Origin of the sequence: Methylobacterium planeticum (genome assembly GCF_008806345.1) — a bacterium.
Taxonomy (GTDB): Bacteria; Pseudomonadota; Alphaproteobacteria; order Rhizobiales; family Beijerinckiaceae; genus Methylobacterium; species Methylobacterium planeticum.
The window spans coordinates 50,421-67,695 of sequence record NZ_VZZJ01000011.1; the positions used below are offsets into that span (position 1 = coordinate 50,421).

A 17,275-nucleotide genomic window follows, 5' to 3' on the forward strand; every position below is an offset into this window, starting at 1 on the left:
CATGCGCATCCTCTCCCTCGACCTCGAGCGCTACGGCCCCTTCACGGACCGGCGCGTGACGTTCCGGCAGGATGCCCGGCTGCACGTGGTGCTCGGCGCCAACGAGGCCGGCAAGAGCTCGGCGCTGGCCGCCGTCACCGATCTCCTGTTCGGCATCGAGCCGCGCACCCGCTTCGCCTTCCTGCACGACATGCCGCAGATGCGCATCGGCGCCGAGATCCTCGGCTCGGACGGGCAGGCGCTCCGCTTCCGCCGCCGCAAGGGCAACAGGAACACCCTCGTGGACGGCACCGACGCGGCCCTGCCCGACGATGCGCTGGCGCCCTTCCTGGGCGGCCTGAGCCGGGAGGTGTTCTGCCGCGCCTTCGGCCTCGATGCGCCGTCGCTCCGGGCGGGCGGGCACGAGATGCTGAACAGCGAGGGCGAGGTCGGGGCGAGCCTGTTCGCGGCGGCCTCGGGGCTTCGCGGCTACACCACCCTTCAGGCGAACCTCGATGCGGAGGCCGCCGACATCTTCATGCCCCGGGCGGCGCAGCACCGGACCTTCTACCAGGCGCTGGCGCGCTACGACGAGGCCCGCAAGGCGATCCGCCACGGCGAGCTGCGCTCCGGCGATTGGCGCGACCTCAACGAGGAGATCGAGGGGGCGGCGCGCAGGCTCGACGAGATCCGGGCGGAGCGCGCCCGGATCGCCGCCGAGCAGGCGCGCCTGCAGCGGCTGAAGCGGGTGACGCCCCTCATCGCCGAGATCGACGCGCTGACCGAGCGCGCCGAGGCGGATGCCGACCTCGCCGACGTGCCGGAGGCCTGGACCGAGCGGCTCGGACGCTGCCTCGCGCGCGCCGCGGACGCGGAGGCGGCCGAGGCGCAGGCCCGGGCGACGCTCGCGGAGGCCGCCCGCGACCTCGCCGCCGTCCCGGCGGACGCGGGCCTGCTCGCCCGGGCCGAGGAGATCCTGGAGGCGTTTCGCGGCATCGACCGCTTCGACAAGGGCGGCATCGACCTGCCCCGCCTCCAGGGCGAGGCGGACGGCTTCGCGCAGGACCTCGGGCGCCTGACGACCCGCATCGGCCTGCCCGACGCGGAGGCCCTGCGCGCGCGCCAGCCCTCCGACGCGGCCCGCACCCGGATCGAGGGCCTGCTCCGGACCGGGCGCGACCTCGCCGCGGCGCTCGGCCGGATGCGGGCGGAACGCGCCCAGCGCCGGGCCGAGCATGCCCGCATCACCCGGCCTGAGGGGGGCGCCGCGCCGCTGATCGACCCCGGCCCCCTGCGGACCGATCTCAAGACCCTGGCGCCGGTGCGCGACGAGGTGGCGCGCCGGGACGCCCTCGACGCGGCCATCCGGCGCGAGGCCAAGCAGATCCAGGCGCAGGCCTCGCGGCTCGCGCCGCCGGTGGCCGACCTGCCGCGCTTCGCCGACCTGCGCCACCCCTCGCACGAGGCGGTCGCGCGCTTCGGCCGCGAGATGGAGGCCCTCGAGCGCGACCGGAACCGGGCCCTCGACCGCGGCGAGAGCGCCGCGCGGGCGCTGGCCCAGACCCGGGAGCGCCTGCGCCGCCGCGAGGCCGGCCGGCCGATTCCGACCCGTGCCGAGCTGCTGGCGCTCCGGGCCGAGCGCGACCGCCGGCTCGCCCCCCTGCGGGCGGCCGCCCTCGGCGAGCCCGGCGCGGGCGGCCCCGCGGACGTCGCCCGCTGCGAGGCGGCGATCCTCGCGGCCGACCGCGGGGCGGACGACCTCGTGGCCGATGCCGCCCGGGCGGCCGAGCAGGCCGCCGACCTGCAGCGCCTGGAGGCGGAGCAGGCCGAGGCCGAGGCCGCCCATGCCGCCCTCGGCGAGATCGACGCGCGCCTGGAGACGGGCTGGGCCGCCTGGCGCCGGGCCTGGGAGCCCGCCGGGATCGAGCCGGCGCCGCCGGCCGAGATGGCGGCCTGGCTCACCGAGGTCGAGACCCTGCTCGCCGACCACGAATCCCTGGAGGCCCGGCGCGCCGAGCACGATTACCTCGTGGCCCGGATCGAGGCCTGCCGCGCGCCCCTGACGGATCTCGGCCGCGGGGCCGGGCTGCCCGATCTCGCCGGGCTCGATGTCGGGCTGATCCTCGCCCGGGTCGAGGACCGGGTCGCGGCCCTCGCCACGACCTGGGAGGCGGCCCGCGAGGCGCAGGCCCGCGCCCGCGCCACCGCCGAGCAGATCGCCCGGATCGAGGCGGAGCTTTCCGAGGCGACCGACCGGCACGGCGCCTGGCTCGCGGCCTGGGGCGAGGCGGTCCAGGCCATCGGGCTGCCGCCCGGCGCCGAACCGGACGAGGCCGAGAGCGCCCTCGAGGCGTGGCGCTCCGTCCCGACGGTCCTGCGCGAGCATGACGGCCACCGGCGCCGGATCAACGGCATCCGGCGCGACATGGAGGCCTACCGGGCGGCGGTCTCGGGGCTGGCGGCCGGCCTCGCACCGGATCTCGGCGCCCTGCCCCCGAGCACGGCCATGAAGGCGCTCCACGGCCGCCTGCAGGAGGCCTCGCGCGCCGAGACCCGGCGGCAGGAACTCGGTCGCCGCCGCACCGCCGCGGCCGAGGCTCAAGCCGCGGCCCTTCGCGCCGTGGAGGCGGCGCGCGCCGGCCTCGCCGAGCATCTGGCCGACCGGCCGGACGGGGCTGCGGCGCCCCCCGGCGGCGACGCGTCCGGGAGGGACGACCCCGCCGCGCTCCACGCCCGGCTCCTCGCCCGCGATGCCCTGCGCCGCGAGCGCGCCGGGCGCCGGGCCGAGCTGGCCCGCGCCGCGGACGGCGTCGCGGAGGCGAGCCTGCGGGCCGACCTGGCCTCGGCCTCCGCCGACGCGATCGAGGCCAGCTTGCGCCAGCTCGCCATGGACGACGAGGACCTCGACCAGCGCGGCAAGGTCGCCTTCGCGGACCGGGACCGGGGCGAGCGGCGGCGCACCGCGCTGGAGGGCGGCATCGGCGCCGAGCTGGCCCTGGCCCAGCGCAAGGCCGCCGAGGCCGAGATCCAGTCCACGGCCCGGCAATGGGCCGTCCTCAAGCTCGCGAGCCTGCTCCTCGGCACCGCCATCGGGCGCCATCGCTCCGGGCAGCAGGACCCGCTGCTGACCCGGGCCGGCGCCCTGTTCGCGGCGCTGACGGGGGGCGCCTTCGCGGGCCTGACGCAGGATTACGACGAGGCCGACACGCCGCGCCTCGCCGGTCTGCGCGCCGCCGGGGGGCTCGTCCACGTGGAGGGGCTGAGCGAGGGCACCCGCGACCAGCTCTACCTCGCCCTGCGCCTCGCCTACCTCGAGGATTACGCGGCGCGCGCCGAGCCCGCGCCGTTCATCGGCGACGACCTGTTCCTCACCTTCGACGACGCCCGCACCGGCCACGGCCTGGAGGCCCTGGCCTCCTTCGGCGGGCGGATCCAGCCGATCCTGTTCACCCACCACCGCCACGTCGCCGACCTCGCCCGCGACCGGCTCGGTGCGGGCGTCGACATCCTCGAACTGTGAGACCCGGGCACGCGTCCCTACTTCGCGTTGCAGCCGATGCAGATGCCCTTCTGGATCTGGTCGTCCGCCTTCTCCTGGGGCGTGCGCTCGGTGCGGTCGCCCGGCGTGATCCCGCCCGCGGCGGCGCCCGGGGGCTTGGTGCGGCCGACCGACGAGGTGTTCGGCGCCGTGACCGTGGAGGCCGGGCCCCCGCCCGTGCCGGTCTGGGCCGGCGCCTGGGCCGCGGCCGGGAGGATCGTGAGGGCCCCGAAGCTCAGGGCGGCGGCAAGCAATCTCGGCGTGGACATCGAAAATCTCCTTACACCGGCGTAACGCGGCATGGGCGGAGAGGTTCGGGCGGGGCGGAACGGCTCATGGGGCCGCGTAGCGCGCCTCCAGATGCGCCCGGAAGGCCTCCGTCCCGAGGGGCGCGCCGGTGGCGGCGGCGAGCAGCTCGTCCGTCTCGAGGAGGCTGCCCTGCGCGTGGACGTGGCGGCGCAGCCAAACCCGGAGCGGCGTGAAATCGCCCCGCCCGAGGGCCGGCAGCAGATCGGGCTCGTCCGCCCGCGCCGCGCGGAAGAGCTGGGCCGCGGCGAGGGCCCCGAGGGTGTAGGTCGGGAAGTAGCCCCAGGCGCCCCCGGGCCAGTGGATGTCCTGCAGGCAGCCGACCCGGTCGTCCGGCACGGTGAGGCCGAGGAGGTCGCGCATGCCGTCGTTGAAGGCGCCGGGCAGGTCCGGCACGCCGAGATCGCCCGCGATCATGGCGGTCTCGATCTCGTAGCGCAGCAGGATATGGGCCGGGTAGGTGGCCTCGTCGGCATCGACCCGGATGAAGCCGGGCTCGACCCGGGTGTAGAGGCGGTGGAGGTTGTCGGCGCTCCAGGCGCCCCCGTCCCGCCCGAAGGTGCGGGCGAGGAGCGGCGCCAGATAGCCGGCGAATTCGCGGGTGCGGCAGGCCTGCATCTCGACGATCAGCGACTGGCTCTCGTGCAGGCTCATGCCGCGGGCCGCCCCCACCGGCTGCTGGCGGAAGGCGGCCGGGCGGCCCTGCTCGTAGAGGGCGTGGCCGGTCTCGTGCAGCACGCCCATCAGGGCGCGGGTGACGTCGGATTCGTCGTACCGCGTGGTGATGCGCACGTCGTCCGTGGCGCCGCCGCAGAACGGGTGCAGGCTGATGTCGAGGCGCCCGCGGGTGAAGTCGAACCCCGCCGCCTCCATCAGCACGAGGCCGATCGCCCGCTGGAGGTCGACCGGGAACGGGCCGTCGAGGGCCTGGGGGCTCGCGTCCGCGGCCTGCGCCGCCCGGGCCCGGGCGACGAGATCGGGGAGCCAGGTGCGGAGGTCGGCGAAGAGCGGGTCGATCCGGGCCCGGCGCAGGCCGGGATCGTAGCCGTCGAGGAGCGCGTCGTAGGGCGCGAGGCCGAGCACCGCCCCCTTGGCGGCGCCGATCTCCCGCTGCAGCCGCAGCACCTCGGCGAGGTCCGGGGCGAGCAGGGGAAAATCGGCGGTGCGCCGCGCCTCGCGCCAGGTCATCTCGGCCCGCGACACGGCGCGCGAGCTCGCCTCCACGAGGTCGCGCGGCACCGCGGAGGCGTGGATCCAGGCGCGGCGCATCTCGCGCAGGTTCGCCCCCTCCCAGGGGCCGAGCCCCGCGGCCTCGTCCTCGGCCGCCGCGAGGCCGTCGACGGTCTCGGGCCCGGTCAGGATGTCGTGGGCGAGGCCCTTCAGCACGGCGAGCTGGTCGGCACGGGGACCCGCCGCACCCTCCGGCATCAGGGTCTGGGCATCCCAGCCGAGGATGCCGGCGGCATCCTGCAGCGCGGCCAGGCGCGCGAAGCGGCTCTCCAGGGCACGATAGGCCTGCATGCGGTCTCCCCTCTCGGTCGCGCCCGAGGATAGGGGCGCGGGGTGCCGGCGCAAGCCGGCCTCAGCGCTGCGCCGACGCGCCCTTGATCGCCGAGCCCTCGGCCGCGAGCCGCGTCGCCACCGCCCGGATCACCGCGGCGGCGCGCGTGACGCCGGCCCGGTCGACGTCGAGATGGGTGGTGACGCGGATCTGGCTGCCGATTGCCCGGATCCGCACGTCCTCGGCGAGGCAGGCCTCGGCGAAGGCGGCGGCCGAGACGCCCAAGCCCGCGACCGAGAAGCACAGGATGTTCGACTGCCCGGCGGTCGGGTCGAAGCCGAGGCCCGGCAGGTCCGCGATCGCGGCGTGCAGCAGGTGCAGGTTCTGGTTGTCGGTGCGCAGCTGCTCGATGTGGTGGTCGAGGGCGTAGAGGCCGGCGGCCGCGATCACCCCCGACTGGCGCATGGCGCCGCCGAGCCGGTACTTCCAGCGCCAGGCCTCGACCACGAACTCCTTCGAGCCGCACAGCACCGCCCCGACCGGGCAGCCGAGGCCCTTGCTGAGGTCGAGCCAGACGCTGTCGAAGCCTCGCGCGTACTCGGCGGCCGGGATGCCGGTGGCCACCACGGCGTTGAGGAGGCGCGCCCCGTCGATATGGGCCTTGAGCCCCCGCCCCTGCGCGATGTCGCGGATGCGGCGCATGTCGGCAAGGTCCCAGACCGAGCCGCCGCTGAAGCTCGTGGTCTGCTCGATCGAGACCAGGGCCGAGCGCGGGGCGGTGCGGGCGGGCGGGCGGATCGCCGCCTCGAACTGCGCCGGGCTGTAGATCCCGGCCGCCGTCCTCAGGGGCGCCACCGAGACGCCCCCGATCGCGGCCGAGCCCGCCGCCTCGGTGTTGTAGATGTGGGACTGGTCGTCCACGATGATCTCGTCGCCGGCCCGGGTCTGGACCAGGATCGCCGCGAGGTTGCACATCGTGCCCGAGGGCATGAACACCCCGTCCTCCTGGCCGAGGAGCGCCGCGACCCGGTCGCAGAGGGCGCGGGTCGTCGGGTCGGAATCCGACTGCTCGTCGCCGACGACGGCCCGCGCCATGGCCTCGCGCATGCCCGGGGTCGGGCGGGTCTGGGTGTCGCTGAAGAGGTCGATCGTCACGGGGTCCCTCGCCTCGGCATTCGCGGGTCGTCTCGGCCGGCCGGTTATGCGTATGATCGCGGCGACGTGAATGCAAAATCCGCGTCGCCGCGCATCCGGGGGTCAGCCTGCCCAGGCAAGAGGCACGATGCCTCCCCGGGTTGCGCCGCTTCATTCCAGTTGAATTTTGTATTACAAATTCAACTGGAGACAAGAAGCCCGCTTCCGGGCCCGAGGAGGATGACGACGCGATGGCAGCGAGCGCTGAGCCCGTGACCAGCCGCAGGGCCGCGGCCCGCCAGGATTCCGGGCTCGCCCGGCGCCTCGCGGAGGCGCTGCAGGGCGAGGTGCGCTTCGACGCCTTCACGCGGGGGCGCTACGCCACCGACGCCTCGATCTACCAGATCGTCCCCGCGGGCGTGGTCTTCCCCCGCACCGCCGCCGATATCGCCGCCACCCTGACGATTGCGGCCGAGCACGCCGTCCCGGTGATCATGCGGGGCGGGGGCACCTCGCAGAACGGCCAGCCGATCGGCTCCGGCCTCGTGGTCGATTGCTCGCGCCACTTCAACGGCATCCTGGCCTACGATGCCGAGGCCGGCACCGTCACGGTCGAGCCCGGCATGGTGCTGGAGCGCCTGAACGCGCGGGTGAAGGCCGACGGCTGGTTCTTCCCGGTCGAGCCCTCCACCGCCACCCGCTGCACCATCGGCGGCATGGCGGGCAACAATTCCTGCGGCGCCCGCTCGCTTCGCTTCGGCAAGATGAGCGACAACGTCCTGAGCCTGGAGGCCCTGTTCCACGACGGCACGCCCTTCGGCTTCGGGCTCACCGGCAACGAGGCCGGCGGCGCCACCGGGGGCGCCCGCGCCGAGGACCTCGCCCGCCGCATGGTGGCGCTCGCCGAATCCGAGCGCGCGGAGATCCTGCGCATGTATCCGCGGGTGCAGCGCCGGGTCGGCGGCTACAACCTCGACGCGCTGATCGAGCCGCGCCCGAACCTCGCCCACCTCCTCGTCGGCTCGGAGGGCACCCTCGCCGCCACCACGGCGGTGACGCTCAGGCTGTCGCGCCTGCCGGTGCACCGGGTCATGGGGGTCTGCCACTTCCCCTCCTTCCGCGCCGCGATGGAGACCACCCGGGCGATCGTCGACCTCGATCCGGTGGCGGTCGAGCTCGTCGACAACAACGTGCTGGTGCTCGGCGCCGACATCCCGCTGTTCCGCACGACGCTGGCCGACATCACCCGGGGCCGGCCGAACTGCCTGCTCCTCGCCGAGTTCGCGGGGGACGACCGCGACGCGCTGATGCGCGACCTGAGGCGCCTCGACGCCTGCATGAGCGACCACGGCTTCGCCGACGCCGTGGTGGAGGTGCCCGAGCCCGCCCGCCAGAAATCCGTCTGGGAGGTGCGCGAGGCCTGCCTCAACATCATGATGTCGATGAAGGGCGACGCGAAGCCGGTCTCCTTCATCGAGGATTGCGCGGTGCCCCTCGAGCACCTCGCCGACTACACCGACGCGGTGACGGAGGTGTTCACCAGGCACGGCACCCGCGGCACCTGGTACGCCCACGCCTCCGTCGGCTGCCTGCACGTCCGCCCGATCCTCAACATGAAGGACGGGGGCGACGTCGTGACGATGCGCGCCATCGCGGAGGAGACCGCGGAGCTGGTGCGCCGCTACAAGGGCTCGTATTCGGGCGAGCACGGGGACGGCATCTCCCGCTCGGACTATGTCGAGCCCCTGTTCGGCGCCCGCCTCGCCCGCGCCTTCGAGGCGGTGAAGGACGGCTTCGACCCCGACAACCGACTCAACCCCGGCAAGATCGTGCGCCCGCTGCACATGGACGACCGGGCGCTGATGCGCTTCGGGCCCGGCTACGCGGCGACCGAGCCCATGGCGACCGCCCTCGACTGGTCGGACTGGGGCGGCTTCGGCGCGGCCGTCGAGATGTGCAACAACAACGGCACCTGCCGGAAGCTCGCGGGCGGGGCAATGTGCCCCTCCTACCGGGCCACCCGCGACGAGCAGCACCTGACCCGCGGCCGCGCGAATTCCCTGCGCCTCGCCATCTCCGGGCAGCTCGGGCCGGAGGCCTTCACCAGCCCCGAGATGAAGCGCACGATGGACCTGTGCGTCTCCTGCAAGGCCTGCCGCCGGGAATGCCCGACCGGCGTCGACATGGCCAAGATGAAGGTCGAGTTCCTGCACCATTACCACGCCCGCCACGGTCTGCCCCTCAAGGAGCGGCTGGTGGCCGGGCTGCCGCTCTATGCCGGGATCGCCGCCAAGCTCGCGCCGCTCCTCAACCTGCGCGACCGCTACGCCCCGCTGGCGCGGCTCTCCGAGCGGGTGGCCGGCCTCTCGGCCCGGCGCACCCTGCCGCGCTGGCGCCGGCCCTGGGCCGAGACCGGCGAGGCCGCTCATCCGGACGACGTCGCGGGCAGCTTCCGGGACGTCATCCTGTTCGGCGACACCTTCAACCGCGCCTTCGAGCGCGAGAACCTGGAGGCCGCCGAGCGCGTCCTCACCGCCGCGGGCTACCGGCTGCACCGGGTCTATCCGCCGAAGGGCCGCCGGCCGCTCTGCTGCGGGCGCACCTACCTCGCCTCCGGCCAGACCGACCGCGCCCGGGCCGAGGCGCGCCGCACCCTCGCGGCGCTCCTGCCCTTCCTCCGCGCGGGTGCCCGCGTGGTCGGCCTGGAGCCCTCCTGCCTCCTGACCTTCCGGGACGAGTTCCAGGCCCTGCTGCCCGGCGCCGAGGCGGACCTCCTGGCCCGGAACAGCCTGCTCCTCGAGGAGCTCCTCGCTGCCGACCTCGCGGCGGGACGCATCGCCCTCGGCCTCGCCGACCAGGGCGGCCGGGTCGCGCACCTGCACGGCCACTGCCACCAGAAATCCTTCGGGGCCATGGGCGCGGTCGAGACGGTCCTGCGCCACGTGCCGGGCCTCGACGTGCGGGTCGTCGAGTCGAGCTGCTGCGGCATGGCAGGCGCCTTCGGATACGGCGCCGACACCATCGACGTGTCCCTGGCCATGGCCGAGCTGTCCCTGTTCCCGGCGCTCCGCAAGGCCGGCCCCGACGACCTCGTGGTCGCGGACGGCACCTCCTGCCGGCACCAGATCCACGACGGGCTCGGACGGGATGCGGAACATGTGGTCCGCGTACTCGATCGTGCCTTGATCCCTCGACACTGAATTCGCCGGAGCTTAAACGTAGCTTGGAGTTCGGGCTCCACCCCCTAAAAATCGTTGAACCATGAACAAAATTGATCCGGGACTCGGCATCAGCCGGCGATATCTCCACGACGAGGTCGCCGATCGGATGCGCGAGCTGATCCAGTCCGGCGAAATGGAGCCGCGCGCCCGCATCAACGAGGGCGAACTCACCGAACGCTTCGGCATCTCGCGCACGCCCCTGCGCGAGGCGATCAAGATCCTGGCGACCGAGGGCCTTCTCGAGCTCCTGCCGAACCGCGGGGCGCGGGTGGCGAGCATCTCGCAGATCGAGATCGAGGAGATGGTGGAGGTGATCGCCGGCCTCGAGGCGACGGCGGCCGACCTCGCCTGCCGGACGATCACGGATTCCGACATCGACGTGATCGCGGCGGACCACGCGCGCATGGTCGCCGCCTGGGAGCAGGCCGACGAGGCCGGATATTTCCGCCTCAACCGCGCCATCCACGAGGCGATCATGAGCGCGAGCCGCAACGCCACCCTGGCGGGCATCTACACCAGCCTGTCGGGGCGCATCCAGCGCTCGCGCTACCGCGCCCACCAGACCGCCGAGCAATGGGCCCGGGCGGTCGCGGAGCACGAGGAGATGATCGCCCTGCTGCGCGCCCGCGACGGCAGCGGCCTCGGCATCCTGATGCGCGAGCATATCCGCGGCAAGAAGCAGGTCATCGCGGCCAATTACGGCGACGCCGGGGGCGAGCAGGGCTCGGCCCCCGTCCCGGCCGACCAGACCGCCGAGCCCTGAGGCGGCGACGCGGGAGCGTCACCCCGGGACGCCGCCTCGGAGGCCGCCTCGGGCCCGACGCGCGCGTCAGGCCCGGGGAGCCGGACGGGAGCGGCGATCGGGCCCTGAAGGCCCTTCACGCCGCCGCGTTGATCGAGCGCATGTTCGCCACGAGGTCGGAGAAGCGGTCGCCCTGAACCACCACGTGAGCCCGCAGCGATTCGGCCGCCCGCACCTCATCGCCGGAGGCGATCGCCTCGACGATCGCGGCATGCTCGGCAAGCGATTGCGAGAGGCGCTGGCGGACGCGCAGCTGCAGGCGGCGGAAGGGGGCGAGGCGGCGGCTGAGCTGGCGGGCCTGCTCGCCCAGGAAGGCATTGCGGCAGGCGCGGTAGACCACCGTGTGGAAGACGTAGTTCTCCTGGTAATAGGCCTCGGTGTCGCCGGCCTCCGCCGCGCGGGCGCAGGCGGCGAGCGCGTCCCGCAGGGCGGCCTCGTCCTCGGGAATCAGGCGCCGGGCCGCGAGGCGGCCGCAGGAGGCCTCCATCTCCGCCATGGTCTCGAACATGGCGAGCAGGTGCTGCGGCTCGGGCGCGCTGACGATCGCGCCCTTGCGCGGCTTGGTCTCGACGAGACCCGTCATGGTCAGCTGGATCAGGGCCTCGCGAATCGGGGTCCGCGAAACGCCGAATCGCTCGGCGAGCTGCACCTCGTCGAGGCGCGCCCCGAGGGCGAGCCGCCCATCGACGATCTCGTCCTCGATTGCCTGCTTGAGACGCTGGGCCTGGCTCATCGCGCTTCCCTCCCGGTGGGAAGAATTTTCCAACCGGCGCTATTATGCAAGACGGTTGACAAAATATACAAGAGACCCTCTTCTATATATCAGACGGTGCATTCAATATAAAACGGTGCACCGCACAAGGACGGCGCCAACGTTGTGCGCCGCGGGAGAAGAACGCCATGCCGCTGACACGACGCCACTTCCTCGCCTCGGGCCTCGCGGCCCCCGCCATCCTGACCTTCGGCCTGAATGCTGCGCGCGCGGCCACGATCTTGAAATTGTCGCACCAGTTTCCCGGCGGCACGATCGACGAGGGCGACTTCCGCGACCGGATGTGCCGCAAGTTCGCGCAGGCGATCGCCGAGCGCTCGAAGGGCGCCCTGGAGGTGCAGGTCTATCCCGGCTCGTCGCTGATGAAGACGAACGCCCAGTTCGCCGCCATGCGCAAGGGCGCGCTCGACATGTCGCTCTACCCCTCGCCCTACGCGGGGGGCGAGATCCCGGAGATGAATATCGGCCTGATGCCGGCGCTCGTGAGCTCCTACGAGCAGGCGATCGCCTGGAAGAAGGCGCCGGTCGGCCGCAAGCTCACCGAGCTCCTCGACCAGAAGGGCATCATCCTGGTCTCCTGGGTCTGGCAATCGGGCGGCGTCGCCAGCCGCGAGCGGCCCCTCTACGCGCCCGCGGACGCCAAGGGCCTCAAGGTCCGGGGCGGGTCGCGCGAGATGGACCTGATGATGAAGCAGGCGGGGGCGGCCACCCTGTCGATCCCCTCAAGCGAATCCTACGCCGCCATGCAGACGGGGGCGTGCGACGCGGTGATCACCTCCTCCACCAGCCTGATCTCGTTCCGGCTGGAGGAGCTGGCGAAGGCCCTCACCTCGGGCCGCGAGCGCTCCTACTGGTTCATGCTCGAGCCGATCATGATGTCGAAGACCGTGTTCTCGGGCCTGCCCAAGGACCAGCAGGACCTGATCATGACCATCGGCGCCGAGCTCGAGACCTTCGGGCAGGCGGGCGCGAAGGCCGACGACACCAAGGTCGAGGAGATCTTCGCCAAGGCCGGCGCCAAGGTGCAGAACCTCGACGAGGCGACGCTGGGCAAGTGGCGCGACATCGCCCGCGAGACCGCCTGGAAGGATTACGCGGGCAAGAACGCCAATTGCGCCGAGCTCCTCAAGCTGGCCGAGCAGGTGTCATGAGCCACGCCTTCGACGCGGCCTCGGCGGCAGCCGAGACGCACGCCGCGCCCGAGCCCCGCGTGCCGGGGCTCCTCGGCGCCTTCGACCGGTCCCTGAAGGCCGTCAACCACGTCATCATGCTGCTCGGCGGCGGCGCCCTGGTCTGCGCCTGCCTCGTGCTGAGCTACAGCGTCGTCATCCGCTACGTCCTGCACGAGCCCACCGACTGGCAGGACGAGATGGCGGTGTTCCTGATCGTCGGCGCCACCTTCTTCTCGGCCGCCGCCGTCCAGGCCAAGCGCGGCCACGTGGCGATCGAGGCCCTGACCGGCTTCCTCTCGCCCCGGGCCAACCGGGCCCGCCTGCTGATGGCGGACGTGGTCAGCTTCGTGTTCGTGGTGTTCTTCGCCTGGAAGAGCTGGACGCTGCTGCACGAGGCCTGGGTCGACGGGCAGGTCTCGCAGTCGAGCTGGGGGCCGCCGCTCTGGATTCCCTACGTCCTGATGGCGGTCGGCATGAGCCTGCTCGGCCTCCAGTTCGCCCTGCAGATCGCCGAGGAGATCCTCTACGGCGCCGAGAAGGCCGGCTGGGCCAAGCCCAAGATCGGCCTCGGGGCCGACATCAACCGCGACGTCCACGGCCGCCCCGACCTGACGCCGGAGGGCACGCATCCCCTGGGCGATCCCCTGGGCAACACCCGTCCGGACACGAAGATCACGGGGAGCCATCGATGAGTGTCGCGGCAATCGGCCTCCTCTACGCGGGGGCGACGCTGAGCGTGATGCTCGCGGGCATCCCCATCGCCTTCGCGCTCGGCTTCGTGGCGCTGGCCTTCATGTTCGTGTTCATGCCGGGCTCGTCGCTCGATACGGTGGCGCAGAACGTCTACGAGGAGATGGCCTCGATCACCCTCCTGTCGATCCCGCTCTTCATCCTGAAGGGCGCGGCGATCGGGCGGTCCAAGGCCGGCCAGGACCTCTACACCGCCATGCATGCCTGGATGCACCGCATCCCGGGCGGCCTCGGCATCGCCAACGTCTTCGCCTGCGCGCTGTTCGCCGCCATGGCGGGATCCTCGCCCGCCACCTGCTCGGCCATCGGCTCGGCCGGCATCCCGGAGATGCGCAAGCGCGGCTACTCGCCGGGCTTCGCGGCCGGCATCATCGCGGCGGGGGGCACGCTCGGCATCCTGCTGCCGCCCTCCATCACCATGATCCTCTACGCGGTGGCGGCCGAGCAGTCCCTCGGACGGCTCTTCCTCGCCGGCATCGGGCCGGGCCTCCTGCTGGTCGGCCTGTTCGCGGCCTGGGCGGTCTACCGCTTCCGCTCGGAATACGCCTCCGCCAAGGTGGCCTACGAGCGCGGCGGCGTGACCTCGCCGATCCTGGCGGAGGACACCTACAGCATGCGGGAGCGCTTCTCGACGCTGCCGCGGGTGCTGCCCTTCGTGATCCTGCTCACCGGCGTGATGGTGGCGCTCTACGGCGGCTACGCCACGCCCTCCGAGACGGCCGGCCTCGGCGGCCTGCTCGCCCTCGGCCTGATCGCGATCATCTACGGGGTCTGGCGCCCGAAGGACGTCAGCCCGATCCTCACCGCGACGCTGCGGGAATCGACCATGCTGATGCTGATCATCGGCATGTCGCTCCTCTACGCCTACGTGATGAGCTACCTCCACATCTCGCAATCGGCCGCGGCCGCGATCGTGGCGATGCAGCTCTCCAAGTGGGTGCTGCTGGTGACGATCCTCGCCATGGTGATCGTGCTGGGCTTCTTCCTACCGCCGGTCTCGATCATCCTGATGACGGCGCCGATCATCCTGCCGCCCCTCAAGGCCGCCGGCTTCGACCTCGTCTGGTTCGGCGTCGTGATGACGATCACCATGGAGATGGGGCTGATCCACCCGCCCGTGGGGCTCAACATCTTCGTGATCAAGAACATCGCCCCCGACATCCCGCTCTCGGACATCATCTGGGGCACGCTGCCCTTCGTGATCCTGATGGCGGTGGCGATCCTGATCCTCTGCCTCGTCCCCGGCATCGCCATGTGGCTGCCGAACGCGCTCCTGCCGACGACCCGCTAGGACGGGCGAGGGCGGCCACGAACGGCAGAGCGGCCTGGGCCCGGGAGGTCCGGGCCGCTCCGCGTTCTGGGGCAGCGGTGTCGGGCTCGTTTGTGTCGCTACGGATCCGTAACTACACTTGCGATGATGACGCTGCGCTTTACCTGGGACTCGGCCAAAGGCCGAGAGCAACCTGCGCAAGCACCGCGTCGGCTTCGAGACGGCGGCACGCGTGTTCGTCGATCCCTTCGCGCTCAGCGAACAGGATCGGATCGAGGGCGGCGAATTCCGCTGGCGGACCCTCGGGCTCGTGGACGGAGTCCTGATGCTCCTCGTCGCCCATGCGGTGCACGACGCGGAGGACGGCTCGGAGATCATCCGGATCATCTCGGCCCGAAGGGCCACGACGCAGGAGCGACGAGGCTATGAGCAGGAACGATCGCGTCACCTTTGATCTCGATCCACAGCGGGCGCACGCCCTGACCGGGGCGGAGCGGGCGGAGATCGCGGCCCTCGCCGCCCTGCCCGATTCCGCGATCGACACCAGCGACGAGCCGGAGCTGAACGCCGCGTTCTTCGCGAAGGCGGCGCGCAACCCGTTCTACCGTCCGGTGAAGGCGCAGCTCACGGTCCGCCTCGATGCGGATGTGCTGGCCTGGCTGAGGGCCGGCGGTCGCGGCTACCAGACCAAGATCAACGCGATCCTGCGGCAGGCGATGCTGCGGGACGCGGCCGGCGACTGAGCGGCGCCTCAGCGCCCCGTCCAGTTCGGCGGGCGCTTGGCCAGGAAGGCTTCCATGCCCTCGCGAAAATCCTGGCTCATGTAGCATTGCAGGATGAGGTCGTCGCCCGGGCCGGTATCGCCCTCCTGCAGGCGGCGCAGGCCCTCCTTGGTGGCCCGGAGGGTGAGCGGCGCGTGGCCGGCCAGCAGCGTCGCCAGCTCCGTGGCGCGGGCCTCGAGGGCGGGCGCGTCCGCCACCACCTCGCTCGCGAGGCCGATGGCCAGGGCCTCCTCGGCGCCGACGAGGCGGGCGGTGAACAGGATGTCCTTGACGCGGGCCGGGCCGATCAGGCCGGAGAGCCGCTTCAGGTTGCCCTGGGACAGGCAATTGCCGAGCGTCCGGGCGATCGGGAAGCCGAAGCGGGCGTCGCGCGTGGCGATGCGCAGGTCGCAGGCCGCCGCGATCGCCGCGCCCCCCCCGGTGCAGGCCCCCGCGATCGCCGCGATGATCGGCACCCGCAGCCCCTCCAGGCTCCCGAGCACCCGGTCCATGAAGCGCTCGTAGCCGAGGGCGTCCTCGGCCGTCGTGAAGCTGCGGAACTGGGCGATGTCGGTGCCGGCCGCGAACGCCTTCTCGCCCGCCCCCGTGATGATCACCGCCTTGATGCCGGCATCCGCCTCGATCTCGCGGGCGAGCCCGATCAGGCCCTCGTACATCGCGAAGGTGAGGGCGTTGCGCGCCTGCGGCCGGTTCAGGACGATGCGGGCGATACCGCCCGCATCCTTGGTGAACAGCAATTCGTCGGTCGGCGAGGCGGTGTCGGCTGTCATCGCGGGATCCTTCGTCCGGAACGGTGCGGGCGCGCGTCGGGCCCTATCACGCCAGGGTCTCGCGCACGACGCCGCGCGCGATCAGGCCGTCGATCTCGTCCTCCGGGTAGCCGGCGCCGCGCAGGATGGCGCGGCTGTGCTCGCCGAGGAGCGGCGCCGGCCCGTGGACCCGGCCGGGGGTCTGCGAGAACTTGACCGGCAGGCCGAGGGTCCGCATCGGGCCGATGCGGGTGTGGTCGACCTCGACCACCATCTCGCGGGCCCGGGTCTGCGGGTCCGCGTGCATGGCGGCGACGTCGAGGACGGGGCCGGCCGGCACGCCGCCGGCCTCGAGGCGGGCGAGCCAGTCGGCCGAGCTCGCCTCCCGGAAATGCGGCGCGAGGGCGGCCGCCAAGGCCTCGCGGTTCGCCATGCGGTCGCGGTTCTGGCCGAAGCGGGGGTCGTTCGCCAGATCCTCCGCCCCGAGGACGGCGAGGAGGCGCAGCCAGTTCGTCTGGTTGGCCGCCCCGATGGTGATCCAGCCGTCGGCGGTCTCGAAGGCCTCGTAGGGGGCGTTGAGCGGGTGGGCCGAGCCCATCGGGCCCGGCGGCACGCCGGTCGCCATGCTGATCGCCGATTGCCAGTAGGTCAGGGTGATGCCGGCCTCGAACAGGGAGGTGTCGACGACCTGCCCCTCCCCGGTCCTCAGCCGGTGGACGTAGGCCGCGAGCACCCCCATGGCCGCCAGGATCCCGGCGGTGATGTCGGTGACCGGAGGCCCGCACTTCATCGGCGGCCGGCCCGCGCCCTCGCCGGTGATGCTCATCAGCCCGCTCATGCCCTGCGCCACGAGGTCGAACCCGGCCCGGTCCGCGTAGGGGCCGGAGCGGCCGAAGCCCGAGAGCGAGGCGTAGATGAGCCCCGGGAACTCGGCCTTGAGGCTGTCGTAGCCGAGGCCGAGGCGCTCCATCGTGCCGGCCCGGTAGTTCTCGATCAGGATGTCGGCCCCGGCGAGCAGGCGGCGCAGGACCAGTTTGCCCTCCGGCGCCTTGAGGTCGAGGGCGATGCCCTGCTTGCCCCGGTTCATCATCAGGTAGGCGGCGCTCTCGCCCTCCAGCGCCGGCGGGACGGAGCGGCGGGTGTCGTCGCCGCCCTCGAACTTCTCCACCTTGATCACCTCGGCGCCCATGTCGCCGAGCATCAGGCCGCAGACCGGCCCCGCCATGATGTGGGCGAGCTCGATCACCCGAACCCCCGCGAGGGGGCCGCTGCGCTGGGTTGCGTCGTCCTGCATCGGCC

14 protein-coding genes are annotated in these 17,275 nt (G+C 72.8%); 8 read left to right on the forward strand and 6 right to left on the reverse strand.

Features of this window, described 5'->3' with window-relative positions; translation table 11 throughout:
- Position 1 precedes the first annotated feature (1 nt).
- Entirely contained in the window at positions 2-3,499 is a 3,498-nt protein-coding gene (locus F6X51_RS14265; RefSeq protein ID WP_150964342.1) for an ATP-binding protein, read from the forward strand.
- A gap of 17 nt (positions 3,500-3,516) precedes the next feature.
- Here F6X51_RS14265 and F6X51_RS14270 read toward each other — a convergent pair whose 3' ends face one another.
- The 3 genes from F6X51_RS14270 to F6X51_RS14280 all read right to left on the reverse strand — a co-directional run bounded on the left by F6X51_RS14270 (position 3,517) and on the right by F6X51_RS14280 (position 6,479).
- Positions 3,517-3,786, reverse strand: coding sequence for a hypothetical protein (locus tag F6X51_RS14270; protein ID WP_191970125.1), 270 nt, complete (start codon positions 3,784-3,786; stop codon positions 3,517-3,519).
- 64 nt (positions 3,787-3,850) lie between these two features.
- Entirely contained in the window at positions 3,851-5,344 is a 1,494-nt protein-coding gene (locus tag F6X51_RS14275) for a carboxypeptidase M32 (RefSeq protein WP_150964344.1), read from the reverse strand.
- Positions 5,345-5,405: 61 nt separating this feature from the next.
- Positions 5,406-6,479, reverse strand: a complete 1,074-nt coding sequence (locus tag F6X51_RS14280; protein WP_407658553.1) for a threonine aldolase family protein — start codon at positions 6,477-6,479, stop codon at positions 5,406-5,408.
- 230 nt (positions 6,480-6,709) lie between these two features.
- On the opposite strand from F6X51_RS14280, the gene F6X51_RS14285 reads away from it, so the two are divergent.
- A complete protein-coding gene (locus F6X51_RS14285) occupies positions 6,710-9,658 on the forward strand; it encodes an FAD-binding and (Fe-S)-binding domain-containing protein (protein WP_150964345.1) in 2,949 nt (982 codons plus the stop codon).
- 61 nt (positions 9,659-9,719) lie between these two features.
- The gene (locus tag F6X51_RS14290) at positions 9,720-10,442 is read left to right on the forward strand and encodes a GntR family transcriptional regulator (protein WP_150964346.1); all 723 of its coding nucleotides are present in this window, start codon (positions 9,720-9,722) and stop codon (positions 10,440-10,442) included.
- Between the two features lie 115 nt (positions 10,443-10,557).
- Here the strand turns inward: F6X51_RS14290 and F6X51_RS14295 are convergent, their stop codons facing one another.
- Positions 10,558-11,214, reverse strand: a complete 657-nt coding sequence (locus F6X51_RS14295) for a GntR family transcriptional regulator (RefSeq protein WP_150964347.1) — start codon at positions 11,212-11,214, stop codon at positions 10,558-10,560.
- A 167-nt stretch (positions 11,215-11,381) separates the two neighbouring features.
- Here F6X51_RS14295 and dctP point away from each other — a divergent pair, with 167 nt between their 5' ends.
- From dctP to F6X51_RS14320, 5 genes are all read left to right on the forward strand, one after another.
- Positions 11,382-12,404, forward strand: a complete 1,023-nt coding sequence (dctP, locus tag F6X51_RS14300; protein WP_150964348.1) for a TRAP transporter substrate-binding protein DctP — start codon at positions 11,382-11,384, stop codon at positions 12,402-12,404.
- Entirely contained in the window at positions 12,401-13,117 is a 717-nt protein-coding gene (locus F6X51_RS14305) for a TRAP transporter small permease (RefSeq protein ID WP_150964349.1), read from the forward strand. The genes dctP and F6X51_RS14305 overlap by 4 nt, the downstream gene beginning before the upstream one ends.
- The gene (locus F6X51_RS14310) at positions 13,114-14,466 is read left to right on the forward strand and encodes a TRAP transporter large permease (RefSeq protein WP_150964350.1); all 1,353 of its coding nucleotides are present in this window, start codon (positions 13,114-13,116) and stop codon (positions 14,464-14,466) included. Before F6X51_RS14305 ends, F6X51_RS14310 begins: the two co-directional genes overlap by 4 nt.
- A 211-nt stretch (positions 14,467-14,677) precedes the next feature.
- Positions 14,678-14,899, forward strand: coding sequence for a BrnT family toxin (locus tag F6X51_RS14315; protein WP_407658555.1), 222 nt, complete (start codon positions 14,678-14,680; stop codon positions 14,897-14,899).
- Positions 14,871-15,188 carry a BrnA antitoxin family protein gene (locus F6X51_RS14320; RefSeq protein WP_150964351.1) on the forward strand — a complete coding sequence of 106 codons (318 nt, stop codon included), beginning with the start codon at positions 14,871-14,873 and terminating at the stop codon, positions 15,186-15,188. Before F6X51_RS14315 ends, F6X51_RS14320 begins: the two co-directional genes overlap by 29 nt.
- Positions 15,189-15,196: 8 nt before the next feature.
- Here F6X51_RS14320 and F6X51_RS14325 read toward each other — a convergent pair whose 3' ends face one another.
- Entirely contained in the window at positions 15,197-15,997 is an 801-nt protein-coding gene (locus tag F6X51_RS14325) for an enoyl-CoA hydratase/isomerase family protein (protein WP_150964352.1), read from the reverse strand.
- A gap of 46 nt (positions 15,998-16,043) precedes the next feature.
- On the reverse strand, positions 16,044-17,270 hold the full coding sequence (locus tag F6X51_RS14330) for a CaiB/BaiF CoA transferase family protein (RefSeq protein WP_150964353.1): 1,227 nt from the start codon (positions 17,268-17,270) through the stop codon (positions 16,044-16,046).
- Between the last annotated feature and the right edge of the window lie 5 nt (positions 17,271-17,275).

Bases quoted from the DNA above. Each gene is read 5' to 3' on its own strand.
- F6X51_RS14265 (WP_150964342.1), top strand. From the start codon at position 2: ATGCGCATCCTCTCCCTCGACCTCGAGCGCTACGGCCCCTTCACGGAC.
- F6X51_RS14270 (WP_191970125.1), bottom strand. From the start codon at position 3,786: ATGTCCACGCCGAGATTGCTTGCCGCCGCCCTGAGCTTCGGGGCCCTC.
- F6X51_RS14275 (WP_150964344.1), bottom strand. From the start codon at position 5,344: ATGCAGGCCTATCGTGCCCTGGAGAGCCGCTTCGCGCGCCTGGCCGCG.
- F6X51_RS14285 (WP_150964345.1), top strand. From the start codon at position 6,710: ATGGCAGCGAGCGCTGAGCCCGTGACCAGCCGCAGGGCCGCGGCCCGC.
- F6X51_RS14290 (WP_150964346.1), top strand. From the start codon at position 9,720: ATGAACAAAATTGATCCGGGACTCGGCATCAGCCGGCGATATCTCCAC.
- F6X51_RS14295 (WP_150964347.1), bottom strand. From the start codon at position 11,214: ATGAGCCAGGCCCAGCGTCTCAAGCAGGCAATCGAGGACGAGATCGTC.
- dctP (WP_150964348.1), top strand. From the start codon at position 11,382: ATGCCGCTGACACGACGCCACTTCCTCGCCTCGGGCCTCGCGGCCCCC.
- F6X51_RS14305 (WP_150964349.1), top strand. From the start codon at position 12,401: ATGAGCCACGCCTTCGACGCGGCCTCGGCGGCAGCCGAGACGCACGCC.
- F6X51_RS14310 (WP_150964350.1), top strand. From the start codon at position 13,114: ATGAGTGTCGCGGCAATCGGCCTCCTCTACGCGGGGGCGACGCTGAGC.
- F6X51_RS14320 (WP_150964351.1), top strand. From the start codon at position 14,871: ATGAGCAGGAACGATCGCGTCACCTTTGATCTCGATCCACAGCGGGCG.
- F6X51_RS14325 (WP_150964352.1), bottom strand. From the start codon at position 15,997: ATGACAGCCGACACCGCCTCGCCGACCGACGAATTGCTGTTCACCAAG.
- F6X51_RS14330 (WP_150964353.1), bottom strand. From the start codon at position 17,270: ATGCAGGACGACGCAACCCAGCGCAGCGGCCCCCTCGCGGGGGTTCGG.